This is a genomic window from Streptomyces sp. NPDC003284 (genome assembly GCF_053589675.1).
The window spans coordinates 24,641-47,124 of the sequence record NZ_JBSFSI010000028.1 but is presented as its reverse complement, the minus strand read 5'-3'; the positions used below and the strand labels follow the sequence as shown (position 1 = coordinate 47,124).

At 67.0% G+C, this 22,484-nt stretch carries 16 protein-coding genes and 2 pseudogenes; 8 read left to right on the top strand and 10 right to left on the bottom strand.

Annotation, left to right across the window (positions count from 1 at the left end; genetic code table 11):
* Positions 1–403 precede the first annotated feature (403 nt).
* The 6 genes from ACWDYF_RS34630 (at position 404) to ACWDYF_RS34605 (ending at position 9,651) form a co-directional block, all read left to right on the top strand.
* The gene (locus tag ACWDYF_RS34630; protein ID WP_389473557.1) at positions 404–1,057 is read left to right on the top strand and encodes a hypothetical protein; all 654 of its coding nucleotides are present in this window, start codon (positions 404–406) and stop codon (positions 1,055–1,057) included.
* Positions 1,054–1,725, top strand: a complete 672-nt coding sequence (locus tag ACWDYF_RS34625; RefSeq protein ID WP_389473555.1) for a restriction endonuclease subunit S — start codon at positions 1,054–1,056, stop codon at positions 1,723–1,725. Before ACWDYF_RS34630 ends, ACWDYF_RS34625 begins: the two co-directional genes overlap by 4 nt.
* Positions 1,726–1,798: 73 nt before the next feature.
* The gene (locus tag ACWDYF_RS34620) at positions 1,799–4,258 is read left to right on the top strand and encodes a type I restriction-modification system subunit M (RefSeq protein WP_389473553.1); all 2,460 of its coding nucleotides are present in this window, start codon (positions 1,799–1,801) and stop codon (positions 4,256–4,258) included.
* On the top strand, positions 4,251–5,525 hold the full coding sequence (locus tag ACWDYF_RS34615; protein WP_389473551.1) for a restriction endonuclease subunit S: 1,275 nt from the start codon (positions 4,251–4,253) through the stop codon (positions 5,523–5,525). Before ACWDYF_RS34620 ends, ACWDYF_RS34615 begins: the two co-directional genes overlap by 8 nt.
* A gap of 66 nt (positions 5,526–5,591) precedes the next feature.
* Positions 5,592–8,948 carry a type I restriction endonuclease subunit R gene (locus ACWDYF_RS34610; protein WP_389473549.1) on the top strand — a complete coding sequence of 1,119 codons (3,357 nt, stop codon included), beginning with the start codon at positions 5,592–5,594 and terminating at the stop codon, positions 8,946–8,948.
* The gene (locus ACWDYF_RS34605; protein ID WP_389473547.1) at positions 8,941–9,651 is read left to right on the top strand and encodes a M48 family metallopeptidase; all 711 of its coding nucleotides are present in this window, start codon (positions 8,941–8,943) and stop codon (positions 9,649–9,651) included. Before ACWDYF_RS34610 ends, ACWDYF_RS34605 begins: the two co-directional genes overlap by 8 nt.
* 40 nt (positions 9,652–9,691) lie before the next feature.
* Here the strand turns inward: ACWDYF_RS34605 and ACWDYF_RS34600 are convergent, their stop codons facing one another.
* The gene (locus ACWDYF_RS34600; protein ID WP_389473544.1) at positions 9,692–10,528 is read right to left on the bottom strand and encodes a DUF4158 domain-containing protein; all 837 of its coding nucleotides are present in this window, start codon (positions 10,526–10,528) and stop codon (positions 9,692–9,694) included.
* A gap of 762 nt (positions 10,529–11,290) precedes the next feature.
* On the opposite strand from ACWDYF_RS34600, the pseudogene ACWDYF_RS34595 reads away from it, so the two are divergent.
* Positions 11,291–11,516 (top strand): annotated as a pseudogene (locus ACWDYF_RS34595) (hypothetical protein); the annotation flags it as partial.
* A 61-nt stretch (positions 11,517–11,577) separates the two neighbouring features.
* Here the strand turns inward: ACWDYF_RS34595 and ACWDYF_RS34590 are convergent.
* The 6 genes and pseudogenes from ACWDYF_RS34590 to ACWDYF_RS34565 form a co-directional block, all read right to left on the bottom strand.
* Positions 11,578–12,368, bottom strand: a pseudogene (locus tag ACWDYF_RS34590) (transposase family protein); the annotation flags it as partial.
* Positions 12,369–12,401: 33 nt separating this feature from the next.
* Positions 12,402–13,034 carry a hypothetical protein gene (locus tag ACWDYF_RS34585; protein ID WP_389473541.1) on the bottom strand — a complete coding sequence of 211 codons (633 nt, stop codon included), beginning with the start codon at positions 13,032–13,034 and terminating at the stop codon, positions 12,402–12,404.
* Positions 13,031–14,446 carry an AAA family ATPase gene (locus ACWDYF_RS34580; RefSeq protein ID WP_389473539.1) on the bottom strand — a complete coding sequence of 472 codons (1,416 nt, stop codon included), beginning with the start codon at positions 14,444–14,446 and terminating at the stop codon, positions 13,031–13,033. The genes ACWDYF_RS34585 and ACWDYF_RS34580 overlap by 4 nt, the downstream gene beginning before the upstream one ends.
* A gap of 224 nt (positions 14,447–14,670) precedes the next feature.
* The gene (locus ACWDYF_RS34575; RefSeq protein WP_389473537.1) at positions 14,671–15,303 is read right to left on the bottom strand and encodes a DUF6000 family protein; all 633 of its coding nucleotides are present in this window, start codon (positions 15,301–15,303) and stop codon (positions 14,671–14,673) included.
* Positions 15,304–15,306: 3 nt separating this feature from the next.
* Complete coding sequence (locus tag ACWDYF_RS34570) at positions 15,307–16,038, bottom strand: HEAT repeat domain-containing protein (RefSeq protein WP_389473535.1); 732 nt, start codon at positions 16,036–16,038, stop codon at positions 15,307–15,309.
* The gene (locus ACWDYF_RS34565) at positions 16,035–16,415 is read right to left on the bottom strand and encodes a CPCC family cysteine-rich protein (RefSeq protein ID WP_389473533.1); all 381 of its coding nucleotides are present in this window, start codon (positions 16,413–16,415) and stop codon (positions 16,035–16,037) included. Before ACWDYF_RS34565 ends, ACWDYF_RS34570 begins: the two co-directional genes overlap by 4 nt.
* Before the next feature lie 537 nt (positions 16,416–16,952).
* On the opposite strand from ACWDYF_RS34565, the gene ACWDYF_RS34560 reads away from it, so the two are divergent.
* Positions 16,953–17,609 (top strand): hypothetical protein, encoded by a 657-nt coding sequence (locus tag ACWDYF_RS34560; RefSeq protein ID WP_389473531.1) that lies wholly within the window; start codon positions 16,953–16,955, stop codon positions 17,607–17,609.
* Between the two features lie 419 nt (positions 17,610–18,028).
* Here ACWDYF_RS34560 and ACWDYF_RS34555 read toward each other — a convergent pair whose 3' ends face one another.
* From ACWDYF_RS34555 to ACWDYF_RS34545, 3 genes are read right to left on the bottom strand one after another with little or no spacing between them, the layout of a single operon-like run.
* Positions 18,029–19,465, bottom strand: coding sequence for a hypothetical protein (locus ACWDYF_RS34555; RefSeq protein ID WP_389473529.1), 1,437 nt, complete (start codon positions 19,463–19,465; stop codon positions 18,029–18,031).
* Entirely contained in the window at positions 19,462–21,459 is a 1,998-nt protein-coding gene (locus ACWDYF_RS34550) for a hypothetical protein (protein ID WP_389473527.1), read from the bottom strand. The genes ACWDYF_RS34555 and ACWDYF_RS34550 overlap by 4 nt, the downstream gene beginning before the upstream one ends.
* A complete protein-coding gene (locus tag ACWDYF_RS34545) occupies positions 21,456–22,250 on the bottom strand; it encodes a toll/interleukin-1 receptor domain-containing protein (RefSeq protein ID WP_389473525.1) in 795 nt (264 codons plus the stop codon). Before ACWDYF_RS34545 ends, ACWDYF_RS34550 begins: the two co-directional genes overlap by 4 nt.
* Positions 22,251–22,484: the final 234 nt, after the last annotated feature.

Genomic DNA, 22,484 nt, shown 5'->3' with positions numbered 1-22,484 from the left:
ATCTGCGCCCACTGGTTGGCTCGGCGGGTTCTGTCCCGTGCCCCTTGGATCCGGCACGCCCGCTGGAGCGGCCTCCTCCACGACCTGAAACGAGGAGGACCGGCCCTGCGGGGCTTGGCGGGCACTGCCCTTCTCGACCGTGCCGTGGATGGTTGCCGTGTATCTCAATACCCGGATAGGTTCTGCCATGTACTTGAGCGTGGTACGGTTACCTTCGGCTGGTGAGGGCGAAGTGGCGCCCGAGCCTCCTGCTGTAGTGCTCAGGGCAGAGCTATGCCCCGGGGCGCTTGCTAGCAGAGGCACACACCGGGGCTTACGTCAGCCACCATAACGTCCTGTTTGCTGTTGTGCAATGCCGGCCCATCGGGGGGATCCGTCAATGACCTGCGCTACCACTGACGAAGTGCATCTGATCAAGACGCTCGACGCTGAACGGTACGCCCCGGCCGGGGCGCTGTGCTCGTCCGAGTGCCGCCATGCGCTGGTCTGGTTCGATTGGGAGACGCAGATATCCAAGGCGCTGTACGAGATCCTTCGGCACTTGGAGAACGCGCTGCGCCGGGCGATGACGGAACGCCTGACCGCTCGCTACGGTCGTGAGGACTGGTGGCGGGCGACCGGTCTGCAGCTCACGGACGTATCCCGGAAGAAGATCGAGCAGGCGGAGGGCCGGTTGCTCGACGCCGGGGTGCCCTGGACGCCGGCCGGGGTGCAGCGCGAACTCACGCTCGGCTTCTGGGTTGCACTGCTCGGCCGTGGTCGGGACTACGAGACGCAGCTGTGGCGCCCGATGGCCCCTGGCTTCCCCGGCTACCGAGGGAAGCGGCAGCCGCTGCACGCGCGTCTCAACTACCTCAGGGAGCTGCGGAACAAGGTGGCGCATCAGGAGCCCGTTTCCGGTCGGCATCTGGCTGCGGACCGGGCATCGGTGATCACGGCACTCGGGTACGTGTCGGAGTCCGCGGCGCGGTGGGTGGCGCAGACGGATGCGGTCATTCCCGAGTTGCTGGCGGGGATGCCCGGGCGCTGCCCGCGGATCGGTGGTGGTCCGGCATGAGGGCGGACTACCGGCTGGGTGATCTGTGCCAGATCACCGCCAGTCCGTCGAGTGATATGTTCGTCGACCTTGCCGAAGGTGTGGAGGGGACCCCTGTACTTTCGCCCGCTGACATAACGGCAGGGCAGCGGGTGGATGCCTCCCACGTTCGGTCGTTGCCGCGCATTGAGGAGGGGCTGGCGAGGTACCGCCTGCTCCCCGGAGATCTCGTGGTGGTACGCCAGGGCGCAGTCGGCCGGGTCGCACTGATAGGCGAACCGGAGAGTGGCTGGATCTACCACTCCTCGTGCATGAGGCTGCGGCCCGACAAGCATGCCGTGCACCCCGCGTACCTGGCGGCCTACCTTGCCCACCCGCCGGTAGTGGATCAGATGCTGGCCCGTACCCATCAGGGCACGGTGGCCACGATCACGGTCGATGTGCTCGCGGACCTCCCCGTGGCGCTTCCCACGCCCGAGGAACAGCGCCTGATCGCCCAGGCGCTCGGGGAAGTGGACGTGCAGTTGAGGGTCCAGCGTCAGCTGCTGCACCGACTTGAAGCGCTCAGGCCCGCTCTGCTCAGCCAGATGCTTGGCGGCGACGTCCCGGGCGAACGTGGGATAGGGCCGGCGGTCACCGCTGCCGGGCGCAGGCCGGGCAGAACACGACGAACGAGTCGAATGTCGTAGGCCGCCCCTACCCTGGGGCGGCGGCACACATGCCACGTATGCCATACGGAACACCACATGAGGAGAAGCGCGAGTGGCCCAGCTGACATTGCCGCAGCTTGAACGGCATCTGTATGCCGCGGCGGACATCCTGCGCGGCAAGATGGACGCCGCCCAGTACCAGGACTACATCTTCGGGCTGCTGTTCCTTAAGCGCGCCTCCGACCAGTTCGATGTGGCACACGCCAAGGCCATCGAGAAGTTCCGTGCGGCCGGCATGGACGAGCAGCGTGCGAAGCAGCTGGCCGAGACCCGCAACGCATACGCGTCACACGAGTTCTTCGTTCCGGACGCGGCTCGTTGGGCGACGGTCATGCGTGACTCGCGCAAGGATCCCGCCGAGGCGCTGAACGTCGCCCTCGCTCAGCTGGAGAGCCACAATCACCAGGCGCTCGACGGAGTGTTGGAGTATATCGACTTCAAGCGTCCCGCCAGCGGCAACACCAAGCTGAGCAAGCCCGTACTCCAAGCGCTGATCGACCACTTCAACCAGTACCGGCTCAGCAACGACGACTTCGAGTTCCCCGATCTGCTCGGACACGCCTACGAGTACCTCATCGGCGAGTTCGCCGACGAGGGCGGAAAGAAGGGCGGCCAGTTCTACACCCCGCGCTCCGTGATCCGCATGATGGCCCGTCTGGTCAAGCCCCAGGAAGGGCACTCGGTGTACGATCCGTGCTGCGGATCCGGCGGAATGCTGATCCTCAGCAAGGAGTACGTGCAAGAGCACGGCGGTGACGCCGCCCACCTCTCGGTCTACGGACAGGAGGACAACGGCAGCGCCTGGGCCATGGCCCGCATGAACCTGCTGCTGCACGGCGTTGCCGATGGCGTGATCCACCACGGCGACACCCTCGCCAAGCCAATGCATACGCAGAACGGCGAACTCCAGCGCTTCGACCGGATCCTCACCAACCCGCCCTTCGCGCAGAACTACCGCAAGGAGGGAATGGAGTATCCCGAGCGCATGGCCTACGGCTGGTGTCCGGAGTCCGGCAAGAAGGCCGACCTCATGTTCATCCAGCACTGCCTCGCCGTGTTGGAGCCGGACGGCATCGCGGCCTCTGTCATGCCCCACGGCGTGCTGTTCCGCGGTGGTGTGGAGAAGGAGATCCGCCAGCGGATGATCGAGGAAGGCCGACTGGAAGCCGTCATCGGCATTGGCCCCAACGTCTTCTACGGCACCGGCATCCCGGCCTGCATCCTCATCCTGCGCGGACGCGAGGGTGCTCCCGCAGGACGCCGCGACGGAGTGCTGTTCATCAACGCTGAGCGCGAGATCACCGCAGGCCGCACGCAGAACCTCCTGGAAGCCCAGCACGCAGAGAAGATCGTCTCCGCCTACAAGGGATGGAAGGAAATCGACGGCTTCGCCCGCGTCGTTCCCTATCAGGAGCTCGCGGACAACGACTACAACCTCAACATCCGTCGCTACGTCGACAACACCCCCGCCCCCGAACCGCAGGACGTACGCGCCCACCTCCACGGCGGCATCCCGAAGGCGGAAGTCGCCGCACGGGAAGCCCAGTTCGACGCCTTCGGGATCGACGCGGGCAAGCAGCTCTTCCAAGAACGGGACGAGGACTACTACGACTTCCTCGACGAGGGATACGACGCGACAAGCGCCCGCATCTCCGACCTCGCGGCAGGCCGGGAAGTCGATCTCGCGGAAGCGTTCAACAAGTGGTGGGAGGAACACCGAGGCCGGTTGGACGAGCTCCCCGAACACCAGCAGCTGTGGTCCACTCGCCAGGAACTTCTCACCACCTTCACCCAGGTCTTGGAACCGGTGAAGCTGCTGGACCACTACCAGCTGTCGGGCACCATCGCTGCCTGGTGGTTCGACACCCGCAACGACCTGCGCAGCCTGGCACTCACCGGCTTTAAGGGGGTGGTGGACCGCTGGGTCGCCAGCATCGACTCCGCCTTCGCCGAACCGCCGGCTGATGCAGACGCCAAGACGAAGGCACGGGTACGGGCAGCTCAGCGCAAGGCACGCGAACACCGCCTCGTGCCGGAACTCATCCCGGCATACGTCGAGCGACTCGAGTCAGCCGAAGCACTCGCCGCGGAACTCGACGCCAAGGTCAAGGCGGGCTCCCCACCCAAGAAGACCAAGGGCGCCGACGAGGACGACGAAGAGGAACTCGACCTCTCGAAGGTCCTGCCACCCAAGGAGCTGCGGGCCCTCAAGAAGCAGCAGACAGAAGCCAAGAAGGAGCTGGCCGAACTGAAGGCAGCCTTCGTTAAGGAGTTGAAGGCAGCGGCGGCCAAACTAACCCACGCGCAGGCACAGGCCATCGTGCTCGGCTTTCTGAAAGCAGACCTATGTGCTCGCATGGACCGCTTTGTTGCATCCGACCGGCGCGGCCTGGTAGCCGCGTTCCGGAACTGGGGCGACAAGTATGCGGTAACGCTGGAAGACCTCGAACGGGAGCGGGAAGTATCTGCAAAGCGGCTGCGAGGGTACCTGGAGGAGCTGGGATATGCGTGACACCGACGTGAACGCGCCGCTCGCCGAATGGCGTACAGTCAAGCTCCGTGACATCGCAGCACGGGTGGCGACGCGGAACACCATGGGCAACGCCAACGTGCTCACCATCTCTGCCGCACACGGACTCGTGAGCCAGGAAGAGTTCTTCAATCGCAGGGTGGCCAGTGCGGACTTGTCGCAGTACTACCTGCTGAGCAAAGGCGATTTTGCCTACAACAAGAGCTACTCAGATGGATGGCCCGTAGGGGTGGTGCGAAGCCTCGAGCGCTACGACGCTGGTGTGGTCTCCCCGCTGTATATCTGTTTCCGCCCGGATCCTACGGTCGTCCACTCGTCCTTCCTGCAGCACTACTTCAATGCGGGCGTACTCGATGACGATATTCAATGGATCGCCAAGGAAGGTGTACGCAATCACGGGCTCTTGAATGTAGGGGTCGAGGACTTCTTCAACCTGACGGTGAAACTCCCGCCGCCGGTAGAGCAGCAGCGGATCGCTGAGATCCTTGACGAGGTCGATGCGCAGATCACGGCGACTCGTGCTCTCCTGAAGAAGGAAGAGTCTATTCAGCGCGGCTCGATCGAGCTTCTATTTAAAAGTGGACTCCTTTCCGATCGAGAACTGCGCCAAAGTCCTCTCGGGGAACTGCCAGAACCCTGGGGCGTTGCGAGTATTTCCGATATTTGCAGCGTGGGATCTGGGACTACCCCGCCACGCTCGGAAGCGGATCTATACTACTCGCGTTCCGGTACTTCGTGGGTAAAGACACTGGATCTGAATGAGGGAATCCTGTGGTCTACTGACGAGCAGGTGACGGCATCGGCCTTGCGCAACCTCAATTTGCGAGTATATCCAAAGTCGACAGTTCTTGTAGCGATGTACGGGGGGTGGGCGCAGATCGGTCGAACTGCTCTTCTGGGAGTTCCCGCCGCTGTAAACCAGGCAGTCTGCGCACTTGAAGTAAAGGATGTTGATCGAGTCCTTCCTGCATATCTGATGGCGGCCTTGCAGCAGGGGCGGATTCGCTGGCGCAGCGTAGGCGTAAGTACGCGCAAGGACGCGAACATCACCAAGGGGGATGTGGAGAAGTTCCTGGTGCCGATTCCAGAGCTGGATGAGCAGCGCCGAATCGCCGAGATCGTTTCGGATATCTCACAACGGGTGAACCAGGGGTTGGGTTTGATCCGGAGACTTGAGCTGTTCAAAAAGTCCGTCTTGGGAGACCTCGCCGCGGGGCGGGTGCGGTTCGATGGGCAGAGCGCCGCCTAAAGGGCGCGCTTATTTTGTTCATCCCAACAGTTAACTGGCTTTTCTCTCCGAAGGAGTTAGCTCAATATGTCCGAGTCCGGCCCCGAGTACCGCTACGTTGAGAAGCCGCTGATCGACCAGCTCACGCACCCCAGCATGGGGTGGCGGCACGTTCGGGGTACCGCGGACGCGGAGTTGCAGCCGGAGGGGGAGTCGGCCGTGCGTCGCCGCACCTTTGATCAAGCGGTGCTGGAGGAGATTCTCCGCCGCCGCTTGCGCAAGGTGAACCGGCGGCCGGATGGGACTCCGTGGGTGGACGACATGCGGGCCGCTCAGGCCATCTCCGCGCTCACCCGGGGTGCGGCCAGCGCTGGCGGCGGCCTAGTGGCGGCCAACGAGACCGCGACGCACGCGCTGTTGAACGGCGTCGACGTGCCAGGGTTCGCGGACTGGGACGGCGGCCGGCGCCAGACCGTCAGGTTCATCGACTGGGAGAGGCCGGAGAACAACGACTTCCTGGCGGTCTCCCAGTTCCGCATGGCCATTCCCGGCAGCCAGGGCGAGGTGATGGTCGCCGACTTGGTGTTGTTCGTGAACGGCATCCCGTTGGTGGTCATCGAGTGTAAGAAGCTCGCCGCCGTCGGTGGTGAGATAAAGCGAGCCGTCCAGCAGCTGCGCCGCTACGCGAATCAGACGAGCAACGGTGGTGCACCGCGAGGCAGTGAACTGCTCTTCCGGACAGTCCAGTTGACGGTAGCCAGCACGGGGGACAAGGCGCTGCTGGGCACCTTCACCGCGCGTCTGCAGGACTACGTGGTGTGGCGTGATCCGTACCCCCTCGAAGCGGAGGAGATCACCTCGCGCAGCTATAACCCGGACGACGTCCTCTTCGACGCGCAGAAGGTTCTCACGGCCGGCGTGCTGCATCCCGCTCGCCTCCTCGACATCGTCAAGAACTTCGTCGTCTTCCAGGACGTGGAGATCGCAGAAGGGCGCACCGCCCGGGTTAAGATCGCTCCCCGCTATCAGCAGTACCGGGCTGTCCATAAGGCGGTTGCCCGGCTGGTGCGTGGTGAGACGAAGGCCGTACACGGCAGGGAGGACAAGCGCGGCGGCATCGTCTGGCACACCCAGGGCTCGGGTAAGTCCCTGACGATGGTGTTCCTGGTGCGCAAGCTGCGTTCGACCCCCGGCCTGGAACACATCAAGGTGGTCGTGGTCACAGACCGCAAGCAGCTGCAGGAGCAGCTCGCGGAGACCGCGGCCCTCACGGGGGAGAAGCCCGACGTCGTCACACGCGCGTCCGATGTACCGACGGTGCTCGGGCGGCATGGGGCAGGACTGGTCTTCGTGATGATCCAGAAGCAACTCGACACCGACAAGGCCCGCAAGAAGAAGACCGACTCTCTTGCCCACGACCGGACGCCGGGCTGGGGCCTGGTCAACAGCGACGAGGGCATCCTCATCCTGGTCGACGAGGCGCACCGTTCGCATGGCTCGGACCTGCACCAGAACCTCATGGAGTCACTGCCCAACTCGGCCAGGATCGGCTTCACCGGCACACCGATCATCATGAACCGCAAGAAGCTGACCAGCACGACCTTCGGCGAGTTCATCGACAAGTACCGCATCGAGGACGCCGAGAACGACGGGGCGATCGTCCCGATCTTCTACGAAGGTCACATCGCCAAGGGCGCGGTGACCGAAGCCGAAAGTCTGGACGAAAAGCTTGAGGAAGAGTTCCCCGAGCTCACCGACGAGCAGTACGACGAACTCCAGCAGAGGTACGCGACGTCGGCAGCCGTACTGAGCGCGGACGACATGATCCAGCGCAAGGCCAGGCACATGCTTCGGCACTACGTCGAGGGTGCCATGAAGGAGGGCTTCAAGGCCCAGGTGGTGGCCTACTCCCGGGGGATCGCGGTGCTCTACCGCGAGGCACTGCTCAACGCTAGGACGGAGCTGGTCGCCGAGGTCGAGAAGACTTCTCCGCAGGTCCTGGACAAGTGGCTGCAGAAACCAGAGGAAGAACGGACCGCGCGTCAGCGGCTCCTGGTCGCGGCCCACGCCCAGCTGGCCCTGCTCAAGGCAATCGACTTCGTGCCTGTCATCTCCGCAGACGCAGAGGTGGACGACAAGTCCTGGCGCGCGTGGACAGACGAGAGCGCCCAGAAGAGGGCGATCAAGTCATTCCGCAGCCCGTTTCCCCGGCCGTCGGATTTGACGCCCGCCTCCAAGCCGGTCGCCTTTCTGATCGTACGGACCATGCTGCTCACTGGGTTCGACGCGCCCCGCGAACAGGTCATGTATCTGGACCGCAGGATGCGCGAGGCCGAACTGCTGCAGGCGGTGGCCCGGGTGAACCGGACGGCCGAGGCCAAGACGGCCGGATACATCGTGGACTACGCCGGTGTCTCCAAGGCACTCCTTGAGGCGATGGCCGCCTATGCAGCCGACGAGCAGGAGGGCGTGCCCCGGATCGACTTCAAGGAGGAGGAGAACAAGCTAGAGCGGCAGTGCGCGGCGCTGCGCCACCACTTCCAGCTGACCAAGGACCTGGTCGACCCGGACGACACGGCCGCCGTACACGACCTCGTCAGCTCTCTGGACGACGAGCCGCGGCGCATCGAATTCCGGCGTCTGCTGAGAGAATTCCTCGCCACCCTGAACCTGATCATGCCGCGGGAAGAGGCCCGTCCCTACCAGCCCGCCGCCCGGCTGTTCCTCTTCGTCGCGAAACTCGCCAAGCAGCGTTTCGGTGAGGAGACCGACGCCTTCGACCCTGCTGCGTACGGACGCAAGGTCGCCGAGTTGATCGACGAACACGTCAAGGCGCTCGGCGTGGAACGGATGATAGAGCCGACGCGCCTGACCTCCGACGACTTCCGTACGAAGGTGGAACAGCTGCCCGGCGCCCGGGCCAAGGCTTCGATGATGAAGCACGCCATCCGTAACCATATCGAGCTGCACTTCGGTGAGAACCCCGTCGAGTTCAAGAGGCTGCGCGAGCGGCTGGAGGGCATCCTCAGGAAGTACGCGACCGACTGGGACGAGCAGTTGAAGGCATTCGACGCGCTCGCCCAGGAGATGACAGGCACATCGGAAGGCGCGGATTCCGGCCTGCCCGACGACGTCCGCAGCCTCACCCGTCTGGAACAAGCCCTCTATCAGCAACTGACCACGGTCATCACCGACGGGGTCATCGACGACGACCTGCGAGCCGAGTTCGTGACCCTGGCCCACCAGACCGTGGAGCTCGCCCTGCGCCACAGCGTCAAGCACGCCTTTTGGACCAACGCCGCAGCCCAGCACGACTTCCAGCGCGAGATCTGGATGCTGCTTGTGCTGAACAGCCACACCGGGCCCGAGGCCGACAACCTGGCCGGCGCACTGCGCGACATCGTGCACCACAACCAGAATGAACTGAGCTGCCGTCATGCCTGAAGCCCCGGCTGAGCCGCTGAACATCGGCGGCCTGGCCATCGAGGTGGTGACCGTACCCGGGCGGCGAAGCGTCAGGGTCACGGTGGAACGCGACGCGACCATCGTCGCGGCCGTCCCACCAGACGTCGACCGAACTGCCCTGGAGAAGCTCCTGCGCTCCCGCGCGACTTGGCTTCACACCAAAGTAGCCGAGCGGCGAGACGAGGCCGCCGAACGCCCCGACCGACGCTTCCGCGACGGCGAAGGCTTCCACTACCTCGGAAAAAGCTACCGCCTCAAGACGGTCCGGGAGGCCACTCGCCCCGTGGCTCTGGTAGACGGCCGACTGAGGCTGCGCGAAGACCGACGTCCCTGTGCGGCAGATGAGTTGATCACTTGGTACGCGGAACGTGGACAGCAATGGCTGCCCGCGCGGGCGAAGCCATGGGCCGAGCGGATGAAGGCACCGATGACGGATCTCGTCGTGCGCACCCTCGGCTACCGGTGGGGATCCTGCTCCACCAACGGCGCCATCAACATCCACTGGGCAGTGATGCAGCTCCCCGCACCTCTGGTCGACTACGTACTTGTCCACGAGCTCGCCCACCTTCGCCACGCCAATCACTCCCCCGAGTTCTGGCTGAGTGTCCGCCAGGTGCTGCCCGACTTCGAGTCACGGCGCCAGAAGCTGGATGAATGGGGAGCAGGTATCTGGCTCCCTTGACAAGGGGCCCCCGCCTTCTGCGATGGGATTCTGTGAACGATCACGAAATTTCGTGATCGTTCACAGCATCTTGCCTCTCGTGAGAATTCCAGGGCGTAGATGCTCCATTTCTACCGTCAGCACCAGACGGCCGGTCCTCCTCGGGCGCCCTACAGTGCATGACCCACTGCGTACGCCACACCACCTCCGCCTCGTCACCGTCCGCGCCGGATCCCCTCCCGTCCACGGTCTGGTCAGCCGGCGCCCGATCTGGGTCAGGTGGCGGCGGCGCTCGGCGGGGCAGCGCGGACAGGCCCAGAGTGTGGGCGTCCAGGCAGCGCAGGACTTCAGCTTCTCGACCTCCCTGCCCACGCTGTTGGGTGACGCCTGTATCGGTCCAGTACCCAGCCAGTGCAGCCGGGACGAGCGCAGCTACGCGTCGAAGACCAGCAGCCCGTCCAGACCCTGCGCGCGCTGGTCCGTCAGCAAGTGGGCCCACGCGGGCCTGGGTCTCCTGCTTGGCCGCCTGGCGGCCGGCGGCGACCTTCTCCAGCAGGGTGACCACACCCGGCCGGACCACCTTCGCCGAGCGCAGATACTCGCAGCCCAGGCCGAACAACAACGACGGGGAATCATGCTCCATAGCGCGGGCCAGCAGAAAGTCGTCCAGCGCCTGGTGCTCCATTACTTTCGCCGGCTTCCACCCCAGATACTCGGCGATCTCCCGCAGGTGGTCGGTGCGGGTCTGCTCGCGCTCGCCGTAGCCCTCCAGATCCGCCACGACCAGCCCGAGCTGCCGGGCCAGACGCCCCACCGCCGCAACAGGCGCCGAGGACACGTCGTCGGGAACGAAGCCTAGCCAGGGCAGCGTGGACAGCTGTACGGCGGCGCCGAGCACGTTCTGGGCTCGGCCGGGGTGAGGGTGAAGTAGCGGTCCGGCTCGGCCGCCCCACCGAGGCTCGGGCCGAGCTATAGCTCGCCTCCCGGTTGTGCCGCAACGCCCGCGAGGGTGGTCGGTGCTGCTGCGCAAGGCGGTGATGTCCATCCACAGCCGTCTCGCCTGCACCTCGGCCAGCCAGCCGTGCGATCGGCAGTGGTGGTGGCCGGTCGAGAGCCGACCATCCGCCGCTGTAGTCGGGTGCGGAATCGCCCGGGGCTGTGTCGAAGATCGATGCAATTGCCGGGGTGTCCGTTGTCGCTTCTCGGACAGGAACCGCGCTACGGCGCGTCGCGGCCACCGCACCTCAGACGGAGCATCCGGCACCCCTCGCAACCCCGAGGATCCAGCGTGAAATCCCGGTCGCCGCCCGGCCGTATTCGGTGGCTGGATCCTGGCTGGATCCGCATCGACTCTCGGTCGTTTCCGCAAGTCAAAAATCTGGGGCCGATGTTCCGGTTCAACGTCTGATCCGTACGGCGGAAGGCCGTCTGACCTGTGGCGGAGCGGGTTAGGCGGCCTTCGCGGTTCGCGCAGGGTCTGCGGCGTGCGTCCGGACGAGGACACAGGAACGCCCAAGTCTGGCGTGGGCGTACGGAACTTCGAGGTGCCGCCCGGACCAAGGAGGGAGCTGTGGATCACGGTCGTGCTGTTCCAGGCGGCTGCTGAGAAGTGAACCGGTGGTCACGCTCAGTGGGTACGGTGGACGGCAGTCAATGCGGTATACACAGCTCACAGCTCCGAGGTGGGGGCGATCGTGGTGGCGCAGAAGGAGCCAACTCCCGTCTGCGTGACGTCATCGCGGCGGTCGACTGCACCTACGAGGTTCTCGCCAGTGACGTGCGGAGCATTGCCGCCGAGAACGGCGAACTCCTTCAGACGAACTAGTCGGCCATCTCGCACTGGTTGAACGGCACCCCCCCCGTCGGGGCGGGTAGGTCAGTACCTAAAGGGTGTTGCAGAAGGTTGGTGGTGGGCAGGGTTGAGTGGTAGCTGACGTGCTGTTTTCGCCCTGTCAGGGCGTGGTTGTGCATGGTGGAGACGGCCTGGACGACATGGTGGAGGCCGTCGGCCCTTTGGCGGCAGTCGCGGAGGATCTTCCAGTTCTTCATCCGGGCGAAGCTGTGCTCGGCACGGGTCCGGACGCGCCGGTGTTCGGCGTTGTCTTCCTCCTGGCCGCGCAGGAGGGGACGTCCGGCTCGTCTGCGGTGCGGGACGATCAGCCCGGTGCCCGGGTATGCGCCGTCCGCGATCACTGTCGTGCCCGCCGCCACGGCCGGCAGGTCCGACTCGCGCCAGACGTGTGCGTCTGCCTTGCTGCCGGGTGCCGGCCGGGCCGAGGCCACCACCAGGCGGGTGCCGGCATCGAGGATGACCTGTACGTTCGCCGAGAACCGGTAGTTGCGTGAGGAGGCTGCGACCTTACGGTCACGGACTGGGGTCAGGGTGCTGTCCACGGTCCACAGCCGGTCGGTGCCCGGTAGTGGCCGGGGCGCCGGCTCCAGCGCGAGCAGGGGGCGCGGGCGCTGGATGACTCGGCAGACGGTGGCAGGTGAGCAGCCGAAGAGCGGCGCGAGCTGGCGCATGGTGAGGTTCGTGCCGGTAGTGGACGGCTATGAGCAGCACCCGCTCGGCCAGCGGAAGACACCACGGTCGGCCACCACCGGGGCCGTTGCCGCCCCGCTCCCGCACCACCCGAAGCAGCTTCTCAAAACGCCCCGTCCGCAACCCGGTGAACGTCTCCACCCACACCGGGCTCAGCCCTCAACACCCCACTCACGCAGGGGAAAATGCCCGCCATCAAGCCTTCTTCAACACCCTTTAGCTGAGTGGGTCATTGACCGAGAGAATCGAATGCTTCGTTGAGGTCTTCGGCGAAATGCTGCCACGACGGAAGGCAAGCCACCGGCCCCTCGGGATCCAGTAGTTCGAGCATGCGCAGCCGGTGCTGCGAGAAACGCTTCTGGAACTGGACGAGGCGACGCCCTTTGTACTCGCTTGCCCGCGCGAGCGAGTCCTTGAGGAGCTGCTTGGGGTCGGCAACCCTTTCCGCCGCAGTGCCCTTAGGGAGATCAAGGCTGACGCGGCCGCGCGGGTTTTCGGCGACCTGGCGCAAACAGGCCTCATCGAGAAGCAGCCACGCTTCCAGCATGCGGACAGGCACCACGGCGACGTGCTGGAGGCCGGGCCACTCAGTGTGTACTGCCTCCGCGATTTCATCCCTGCGGCCGTGGGCGGGACCCCGGTCGGCATCTCGTTGTACCACTACCAAGTCGTAGGTCCCGTGGAGCTTACGGGCTGCCTGCAACTTATCCCGGACGGAATGGCCAGGCGGCGGCCGAAGCAGACCGAAGTCGGGAACGGTTATCGAAGCGTCAATTCCCTTGCGCGCGGCAAAGGATTCGACGTGCCGTACTAGGCCGTTGTCGCTGCTGCCCTCGCCGATGAAGAGAATACGAGTGGTCACGCGGCCCCCCAGTCAAGCGTGAGCTGCGCTCCGACGGGTGTGGTGAGGTACGGCAGGACATCCGCCTTAGTCACGAAGTCGGTGCCTGCCTTTGTGGCGCGCCACGTCTCGGCCAGCGGACGCAAACGAAGTACCCGATTCAGGGAGCCATCTTCCGCCTTGTGGATCGTGGTGTCGGCGAACAAGAGGTCGTCACGACTGACGAGCTGCACGACCCCCGGCGAGTGTGTGTTGATCAGCACCTGTCGGAACGGATTATCCGGGCCAGGTTTTTCCGACGGGTCGACGGCGAGGTCTTGGACAAGGGCAACCATGGCGTTGAGGTTGGCGGGATGGATACCGTTCTCGGGCTCCTCCATACAGATCAGGCCACGCACGGACGCGTCCTCGAGAAGGACGCACAGGGCCAGGAAGCGCAGGGTTCCCTCAGAAAGACTGCGGGCAGGCAGGATAATGCCAGCCACCTCACGCACGTTGACTGTAAGGAGTTGCCGGACCTCGTCCTGATCGACATCCAGATCGCGGATATGGATTCCTGTCAGGTCCGAGAGTCGCCCCGCTACCCTGGCGTAGACCTGGCTTGGATCCGCCCCCGGAGTGTCGTGGGCCACCCGGAAGAGCGTCGCGGGCAGGTGGGAGCCGTCGGCGCCCATCACCTGCGGGTCGACATACCGATCGGACCTACGCAGAGCCGATGGCTCCAGAGCGAGTCGTCGCCAGGACTGCATTTCACGGCGAGCAGCGAGGATGGTTGGGTCATCGCTGCTGGTGATAGTGGAGACAACGGTTGCGGGCGCCCGGGACGCTGCGGCTGGCTTGGGCTGACCCCGGCTGCCACCGTCCTGGTGGATTTTGACGACCGATTCGTCGGATTCAGTGGTCGTCGAGATGAAGGGGGCGCCGCTGCGGTGGCCCTGAATGACCGTATTGCGGAACTCCTTCGCGCTGTGGGGGAAGAAAAGGTGCCGGGCGGCCTTGCCCTTGGTGATGTGGCTTAGCGTCTCGTGGAGGAGGGTGAGACGGCCGAAACGGTCCAGGCCGGACGGTTCCTGGTATCCGACTTCAAGCTCATATCGCAGAAACGTCGTTGTGGCCTTGGCGGCCCGGCCGAAGTCGTCCTGAGTGTGGAGAGGGACGATCATCTCGGCGGCGAACCGCATCCGGTGACGACCAGTCGCGAAGCCCTTCCAGAACAGGTCACGAGGGTCACCATGGCGCTCACCGTGTACGCCCCGGACCTCCTGGGCCGCCTCCATCATCGATTGGTCGGCGAGTAGGGAGAGGAACTGGATGGCATCAAAAACATTCGACTTGCCAGTGCCATTTTCCCCTGCGATGCAGGTGAAGGGGCCGAAGTCGATGGATAGGTCCAGAAGGTTCTTGAACCCGTGGACTTCGAGGCGGGTCAGCATGCTGTCTCCGGAGGCTCGCCGGGCGGATCCATTAAGACTACTAGCGAGGAAGGCGTCTCCCGGTGTGTACGCTGGTGGTCCTTCTCAACTCTTGGTCAGGGCTCGCTGCTCGCATCCTCCATGGTGCCTGGGCCGTCGAAGCCTCCGAAGACTTCCTCACGCTCGTCTTCGCCACCTGCACGGTTGGGATGTGGGCAGCCCCCAGTTGGCGGCCCATATCCCAACTACATGCGGGTCCAGCCGTTGGCGAAGTCGCATTGGAGGTCCGTCCAGCGGCGAAGTTCGGCGGGGGTGTAAGCGGGGTGGTCGCGGAGGTGGGTCAGGGCGTTGACCCATTGGTCCCAGAGGCCGTCGGGGTGGGTGAAGCGGTCGGCGTGGTGGGTGCCGAGGTGAGCGTCGAGGCGGAGGAGGGCGCCGAGCGCGGCTGGCTGGTCGTAACGGAGGTCGGTGCGGGGGAGGTAGTGGTCGAGGTAGGCGGTGAGGATCTCGGCGTCGGCGTGGGTGCCGAAGCGGGCCAGGGCGAAGCAGTAGGCGCTGCCGGAGTAGCAGACCTCGCTGGCCAGGAGCAGGTCGCCGATGCGTGCCCGGAACCGTTCGCGGCGGTCGACGCCGAGCAGCCAGGCGGCGGTGAGGCGCGAGCGCCATTCGTACCCGAGGAGAGCTTCCAGTTCCTCGTCGGTGATCGCGGCGGCATCATTCAGCAGGTGTCGGGTGAAGCGGGGGGTGTGCCACCACCGGGGGCCCAGGAACCGCCCGCCGTTCAGTACGAGATAGCGCGGGAGCCCCCCGTACGTCCTCGTCACGTAGCTCTCGACCACATGGCCGTAGCCGATCTTCTCGGGGTGCTCGGACGGCATCGGTCACCTCTCCGGGTACAGGTCGGTACGGTCGATCCAGGTGGGGGCGACGAAGATGTTGTCGTCGGCGGGGGCTTCGGAGGCTTCCAGCAGGGACCACGTGCAGGACTCTTCAACCAGGTGCTCCCAGGGTGCGGTCCAGTCCAGTTCCCAGTCCAGGCCAGTGTCGGAGACGCCGTACGTGCGGCCGGCGTCCACTCGCCAGAACTGGGAGTAGAGGATCACCTGAGCGTGGTCGGCCAGGTCGTTGATGATCTCGGTGAAGCGGGCCGAGGGCCAGCCAGGAGCGTTGTCTGCAGCGGTGGCTCGTAGGTGGGCAGTCAGCGGTGGGACGACGGGGGTGCGGGCGCCGAGTTCGGTCAGAGCCCAGCGGATGCCTTCCGGCTCGCTCCAGTCCGGTGGCGTCGCCCGTTCCAGGCAGGCGAGGTAGGCGCGGCGCACGGGCTCGACCACGCCGTCGGTCTTCAGGCTCGCCAAGGCCATCGCCGCCCATTCCCGGACGGTGGAGTCGTCGCTGCTCAGAAGGGTGATCAGAGCGGGGCCGCAGCGTGGATCCGCCACCTCTTCGAAGACCTCGACGGCGGTCAACTGCCCGAAGCCGCCGAGGGAGGGCAGCCCGTCGATGAGGGCGGGGATGGCGTCGGAGCCGATACCGATCAGTTCCGCGCGGGCGTTGTACGACGGGCCGGTCGAGTCATCGAGCTGCTGGATGAGTCTCTCGATGTGAGTGGTCATGGGTGATTGCGCCGCCAGAAGGCGGGAAGCCACCAGCAGAGCACCGAGTGGTCGTCGGGCCACGGAGCGCGGTCCTCGGCTGCCCGGTCCTCGAACGAGCCGCGTGTCAGGTCGATGGGGCGCCAGACGGGGTTGAGCGGCTCATCCTCGGCCGGCGGGCGGATGTACCGGCGGCCGTGCTGGTCGCAGGCGCCGAAGTCCTGGTAGTTCCGCGGAGTCTTGGCCAGAGAGGCCTTGTCCGCCCCTCCAGCCATGGTCGGCCAGCGGAACTGGGCCCCGTCATCCTCCCAGAAGCAGATGGGGCAGGTCTCGTACGAGCCGGGCATCTCGCCCAGTACGCGGTGCCCGCAGCACGTGCAGGGGTAGGAGTCGCTCACCTGCGCAGTCTCCTTGCAGACCCCGCCGGTGTGCCAGGGATTTCACCGCCTCGGATCCCCCGGGCAGTCCGCAGCCAGTCCGCAGGACACCCGAAAACGGCTGTCGGGAGCCAACGCACACTAACGAGGATTCCCAGGTCAGGATCAGCCCTCAGGCATTCCGCTTCAACGTCTGATCCGTACCGCGGAAGGCCCCCTGACCTGTGGCGGAGCGGCTGCGCCCGGTCGGGCCGCGGGCGGGTGTGGGCGTCCGGCGTCGTGGCCGGGTCGGTGTGGGCGAGGTGCTCGGCGAGGCCGTCGCCCCGGACTCGCCGTGCTTGGTCGGCAGGCTGGGGTGGTGGAGCCGGTGCTCCGCGGGGGCGGTTGCGACGGACGGGATGAGGCCCCGGTCCGTCGCAACTGTCTTCGCGCTGGTCTGTGCGAGGGGATGTCGCCCTCGTCGTCGCCTCGGGCGAGGCGGGACGCGTCGGCAGTGTCGGCAGTAGGGAGGGCGGTCCTCTCTGAACGATCCTTCTTCTCCCGCGATACGGTGCTGTCATGTCTCGATCAGTCGAAAAGGGTTCAATCCCGTCTCCCGTCACCGCGGACGACGTCGACCTTGCCGTGCGGCTCGCCGTGGGCGTCCTGCGGGACGTACCCCCGGAGGGGTGGGACGAGAAGGCTGGTTCGCTGGAGTGGGACTGCTGGGAGACCGTCGAGCACCTCGCCGACGACCTCTTCTACTACGCCGTCCAACTGGGGCCGCAGAGCCCGCCGCTGGACACCCATGTGCCTTTCGCGTTGAGCCGGAAGAGGCCGGAAGGACCTGTGGTCTTCGTCCACGCGGACCGTGACGCGGGTCCGGCCGGCCTGCTGCAAGTGCTGGAGGCGTGTGGCGCGCTGCTGGCCGCCATGGTGCGTACGACGCCGCCCCAGGTCCGCGCCCACCATGCCGCGGGGGTGTCGGACCCCGAAGGCTTCGCGGCGTTGGGGCTACAGGAAACGCTGGTGCACCTGCACGATGTGGCCGAGGGCCTCGGGCTCGACTGGACCCCGCCCTCCGCTCTCTGCTCCCGGGTGCTCGCCCGTCTGTTCCCCGAGGCTCCGGGCGGTGCGGATCCCTGGCTCACCCTGCTGTGGGCCACCGGCCGCGCCGAACTGCCGGGGCACCCTCGGCTCACCACGTGGCGCTCGGACAGCACAGTACGGTCGTGAGCCGGGCTCCCATCCGGCTGCGCAGTTCGGTGAGGGGATGGGCAGGGGCTTCGTGCAGGTGGGGCAGAACGTTGATCCACCGGTCCCGGAGACCGCCGGGTTGGATGAAGTGTTCGGCGTGTGGCCACCCCGGTCGCAGGGCGCGACCGCATTTCAGGTTGCGGTAGCGCGGGCGGCCCGGGTCCTTCCTCGTCCCGCCTGCCGGGGTCGGCCGGCGGAACTGGTCCCCGTCGTGGGAGGAGTGGCTCACCCGCGCAGTCTTGTTGCAGTTCCCGGCGGGGCGCCGTGGATTACTTCACCATCAGCTCGGTGGTTCGGCGCGCCGAGCCGGACGAGCCGTTCAGAAGGGGCCCGTCTCCGAGGAGTCGGGCCCCCTTGCCGTTCCCCGGTTCCGGGATGATGTCCCGGGAGCCGGTCGGCTATCGGATCAGCTCGCCGTCCTTGCCGTCCTTGCCGTACTCGCCGTACTCGCCGTACTCGCCGTACTCGCCGTACTCGCCGTACTCGTCCTGCGGTTGGGGCGCGGTGGGGCGGTGGGGGGTGTGGGTGGTTTCCCAGAAGTACGGGGACGTTGTGGTGGTGTCGCTCGGGTGCTGCCGGTTCTCGTGGCGTACGTGCGTGTCGCTCGGCGGCGGGCCCGGCACGAAGGTGTCCGGGGGCGGGGGCGTGGCGCCCTCGGTGAAGGGTGCGCCGCCCGGACCCGGGTAGGGCCGGAACCAGGGGCCCGAGGTGCCGTCGTCTCCGTTCGTGGGGCCGCTCGAGGGATCGTCCGGGGAGGTGCCGTCCGGGTCTTCCTCGTCGCCCGCGTCGGGTGCCGGGAGGACGGTCCGCCTGATCTCCTCGGCGGCCTCGTGGAGCCCGGCCGCCTCCAGGCTTCGCACCACGCGGTGCACCAGCACCGTGTACTCGTCCATGTCCGGCTTGAGGCCCACCGCCTCCAGCAGCAGGAGCAGCCGCTCCGGAACTCCTACTTCCCGCTCGCGGTCGAACGCCGCTCCGCCCTGGCCGGGGTCACTCCACAGCGGGCCCCCGACGGTCGCCTCGGTCCGTGCGTCCACGGGCGGGACGAGCAGGTCGCGGAAGAGCTCGGGCACCTCCTCGTTGTTGGCCGCCGCCGTGATCTGGGCGAGCGGGCCGATCATGTCGACGGCCTTCTCGATGTCGTCCTCGTGCCGGGCCAGCCACCACACGACCGCGCTGCCCGTGCTCCGGAGCACGTCGTCACCGAGGTAGCGCCGCTTGTTGCGTTCGTGCTGACGCTCGTATTCCCAGACCTCCTCGTCCTTGCGCAGGTCCCTCAGCTTCTGTAGGCGGTCGCGGTCGGCGGGTGCGAGGGCCAGGGTCACATCGGCTGTCCGGGCCTCCACCCGGCCGCTCAGGTCCTGGAGCGGGACGCTCAGCTCCCCCTCCAGGACGTACCGTGCGAAGTTGGCCCTGCCGGGCTCCTCGCGGTGGACGATCTCCATGGCCCGGCTGATGACCGCGGAGACCGCGAGGGCCGGGGAAGCGCCGTCGGACCAGCCGCTGGGGTCGGGCACCGGCCGCCACCACACCGTGGCGGAGAAGAGGAAGTCATAGCCGTCCACCGCGCTCGGCAGTGCGGCGTCGATCACCCGTGTCTCCTGGTACGGCTGCTCGACCGGTGCCGCGGGCGGCTCGGGCGGGGCGGGGTCGTACGGAACCGCCGGGGTGCGGCCGCTGCTGAGGACCGTCATCACCAGCAGCAGCGAACCCGACGCCGTGACCATGCACATGAAGCCCCACAGCCAGGCCGACCAGTGCAGGAGACTGCCGAGCGCCGCGGGGGCGAGGCCGCAGAGAGCGACGAACAGCAGGCTGAAAAAGCGGTGTCTCATCGTTCCTCTTCCGTGGTCTGTGGTCCGGTGTCCGGCTCCGTACGGGCGTACTGCGCACGGTCGATGTGCCGCCAGAAGAGGGCGGCGACGGCTGCCCGGGACGGGTGGCGCGCGGATCCGGCCCAGCCGTAGGCGATGGCGTAGAGGCGGTGCAGGGCGGTTGCGTCCCCGTGCGTCGCCCTGACCATCACGTCCAGCGCCATCTCCCGCGTACTGTCATCCGCCACGGTGCTCAGCCAGCTGGTCACCAGCGGATTCCAGAGGTCTGTCGGCGGCTGGGAGAAGACCGCCTCCCAGCCCAGGAACAGGGACGGCCACGGTGGCGGGTCCGGGGCCCGGTCGCTTCCCGACAGCTCGGTGAGCAGCCGGAGATGGGGCTCGGCCCCACGCGGCTCCCGGCGCACCCGCTCCCGCAGGCGGTCGATCAGCAGCCGGTAGAGCCGGTGCTCGCGGCCGGCCAGGCCGAGCAGTGCCGCACGGGCCTCGCGCGCCGCCTCTCCCTGCCGTACGGCGAGGTGGTGGAGCCGCACGATCGCCTGGTCCGGGTGCGTGGCGGCGAGACTCTGGACGCAGGCGGCGGTCAGGACGCGGGTGAGTCCCTGCGAGAGGCCGGACCGCAGGCACTGGTACATCCGGCTGCGGAACCAGCCGCCGAATGTCACATGGCTGAGGCCGAGTTCGAGGGCCGCCAGGGCGCGCTGATCGCAGGAGGTGCCGGTCGCACCGTCCGCCCAGCGGACCACGAGGTCGAAGAGATGGTCGGGCCGTCCGACGGCAAGGGACCGCTCGCCGAAGCGGACGACGACGTTCATCCGGTCGTCGGTGGTCAGTTCGGGGAGCCCGGCGGCATGGCCGATCCAGTCCCTGAGCGCGTCGCGCATCCCGGGGAAGTTCGCCCAGAAGTACGTCCGCACCGCTTCGGCATAGGCCAGCTGTCCGAAGCGGAGCCGTCCGTCCGCGTCACGTTCGATGCCGAGCGCCGTCAGGTGCTGCCCGAAGTCCGTCCATGCCAGCTCGATGGTCGTCTCTTCCTCGTGCCCCACCGTCCTCATCAGACCGCGCCACACGGTGTGGACGGTGTCGGCGCGGGCCCCCTCGAACACCGCCGCCGCGAGCAGCAGGCCCCGCTCGGGCGCGCTGGAGACCGCGGCCACCTGGCGGCCCACCTCACCGGCCCGGTCGGTCACCGCGTGCAGCGCCTGGTCGAGCCAGCCCGCGAAGTCGGTGCCGAACCGCCCGCTGTTCTTGGCGGTCCTCACCAGTCCCGCGAGCCGCGCCAGTTCCCGCATGGGTGAGCGGTCGTACAGCGGCTGGAGCCCGGCGCCTCGCAGGTCGGCGGGCCGGAAGGGCATCCGGTCCATGCGGAGGTACCGGGTGAGGACGCTGATGCCCCGGGGGCGCTCCAGTTCCACGGTGAGCGGTTCGAGGTCCGGCAGACGGGCGTGCTCCATGCCCCATGGCAGGACGGCGACCATGTGGGCGCCCGCCTCCTGCACCTGTGACCGGTACACGGCCACGCGGCGCTGGGCCTTGGCGTACAGCTCCTCGTCGGCGATCGGTGAGAGGTCGAGGAGGAAGCGGTCCCCTTCCCCGAAGGGGGCAGGCGCCCCGCCCTCGTCGTTGCCCAGGGCGGAGAGTTCGTCGAACCGGACCGATTCCTCGTCGGCGTCCCCGTCCCCGTCCCCGTCCCCGTCCCTGTCCCTGCCGAGCTCGTGCAGCAGCATGATCGCCGCGGCGTGACGGCCGGTGCCGGGCCGGGCCTCCAGCAGCACCACCGACCCGGGCTTCTCCAGGCGTTCGGCGGCGTCGCGGTAGTGCCCCGGGGGGACGAAGCGGTCGGCCAGGCGCAACCGGTCCTCGGGGACGATCCGGAGGGACTCCACCCCCCGGCGGACCATCCAGTCCACGCCGCCGTAGAAGACGTACTGGTGTCCCGCGCCGTTGTTGACCGGGCCACGCGGATCGTTGACGGTGACGCGTTCCTGCTCGGTCATCGTTCGCCGTCCGAGTGTCGGCGGTCGCGCTCGAAGCGCTGGTGGACGGTCCCGCTGTTGTCGCCCGCCGTGAACTGGACCCCGGTGTTGTCGCCCTCGAAGCGCGGGGCGTTGTACTGGTGGCCGCGGCCGGTGTTCAGCGGTCCCCGGGGCTCGTTGACGAAGGTGCCGGACAGATCTCCGTTGAGGTTCCCGATGCCGCCGCGCACCCGCTGCTCGACATCGCGCGTGCGCATTCTGGTCTGTCCGGTGTCGCGGTCCTGCTTCTTGCGGGACTTCGCCTCGGTCCGCTCCCGCGCCGGACGGGCGTCGTGGTCCACCGCGCCCAGGTCGGGCAGCAGCCGGGCGAGGGCGTCGCCGAGCGCGGCCAGGTCCGACTCGGCGTTGCGGTGGTCGAACCGCTTGTACTGGCGGTCCGCCAGTTCCACGAGCTTGCCGGGGAGGACGGCGCGGTCGATCCGCGTGGCCTTTCCGACGAGGACCGGGATCACCAGGATCCCGCGGTCGAGCGCGGTCTGGATCTCACGGCGGGTCCAGTCCTGATCGGCTTCGAGGGCGGGGCGGCCGTCGGCCCTGTGCACCTCGGCCCAGCGCGGACCGATCACGGCGAGCAGCGCCTCGCACTCCTCCACCGCCCTGACCAGCTCCGCCGGGAAGCGGTGTCCGGGCTCGATCGAGTTGCTGGCGAAGAAGACCCGCTCGCGGCCGAAGCGCCGGACGAGCTCCCGGGCGATCATGGTCGCGGCGGATTCCTCGTCGCCTGTGCGGTAGTTGACGAAGACGTCGGGCATGAAGATTCCTTTCGTGAGACACATGCGCGGAACGGGATGGACGGGCAGCTGAGCCCTGGTTGTCCGTCCGGGCCGCGAAACGGCGACCGCGTGACGGCATGACGCGTCCACAGGAGTGCGTACGCGTGGAGGCGCGTCACCCCGTGCGTCACCGGTCGAGGGCAGCCCGGAGAAGCCGGGCGCGCGGCGACGCGGTGGACGGGGAGCAGAGGTCCCGCAGGCGAGTGTGCGATC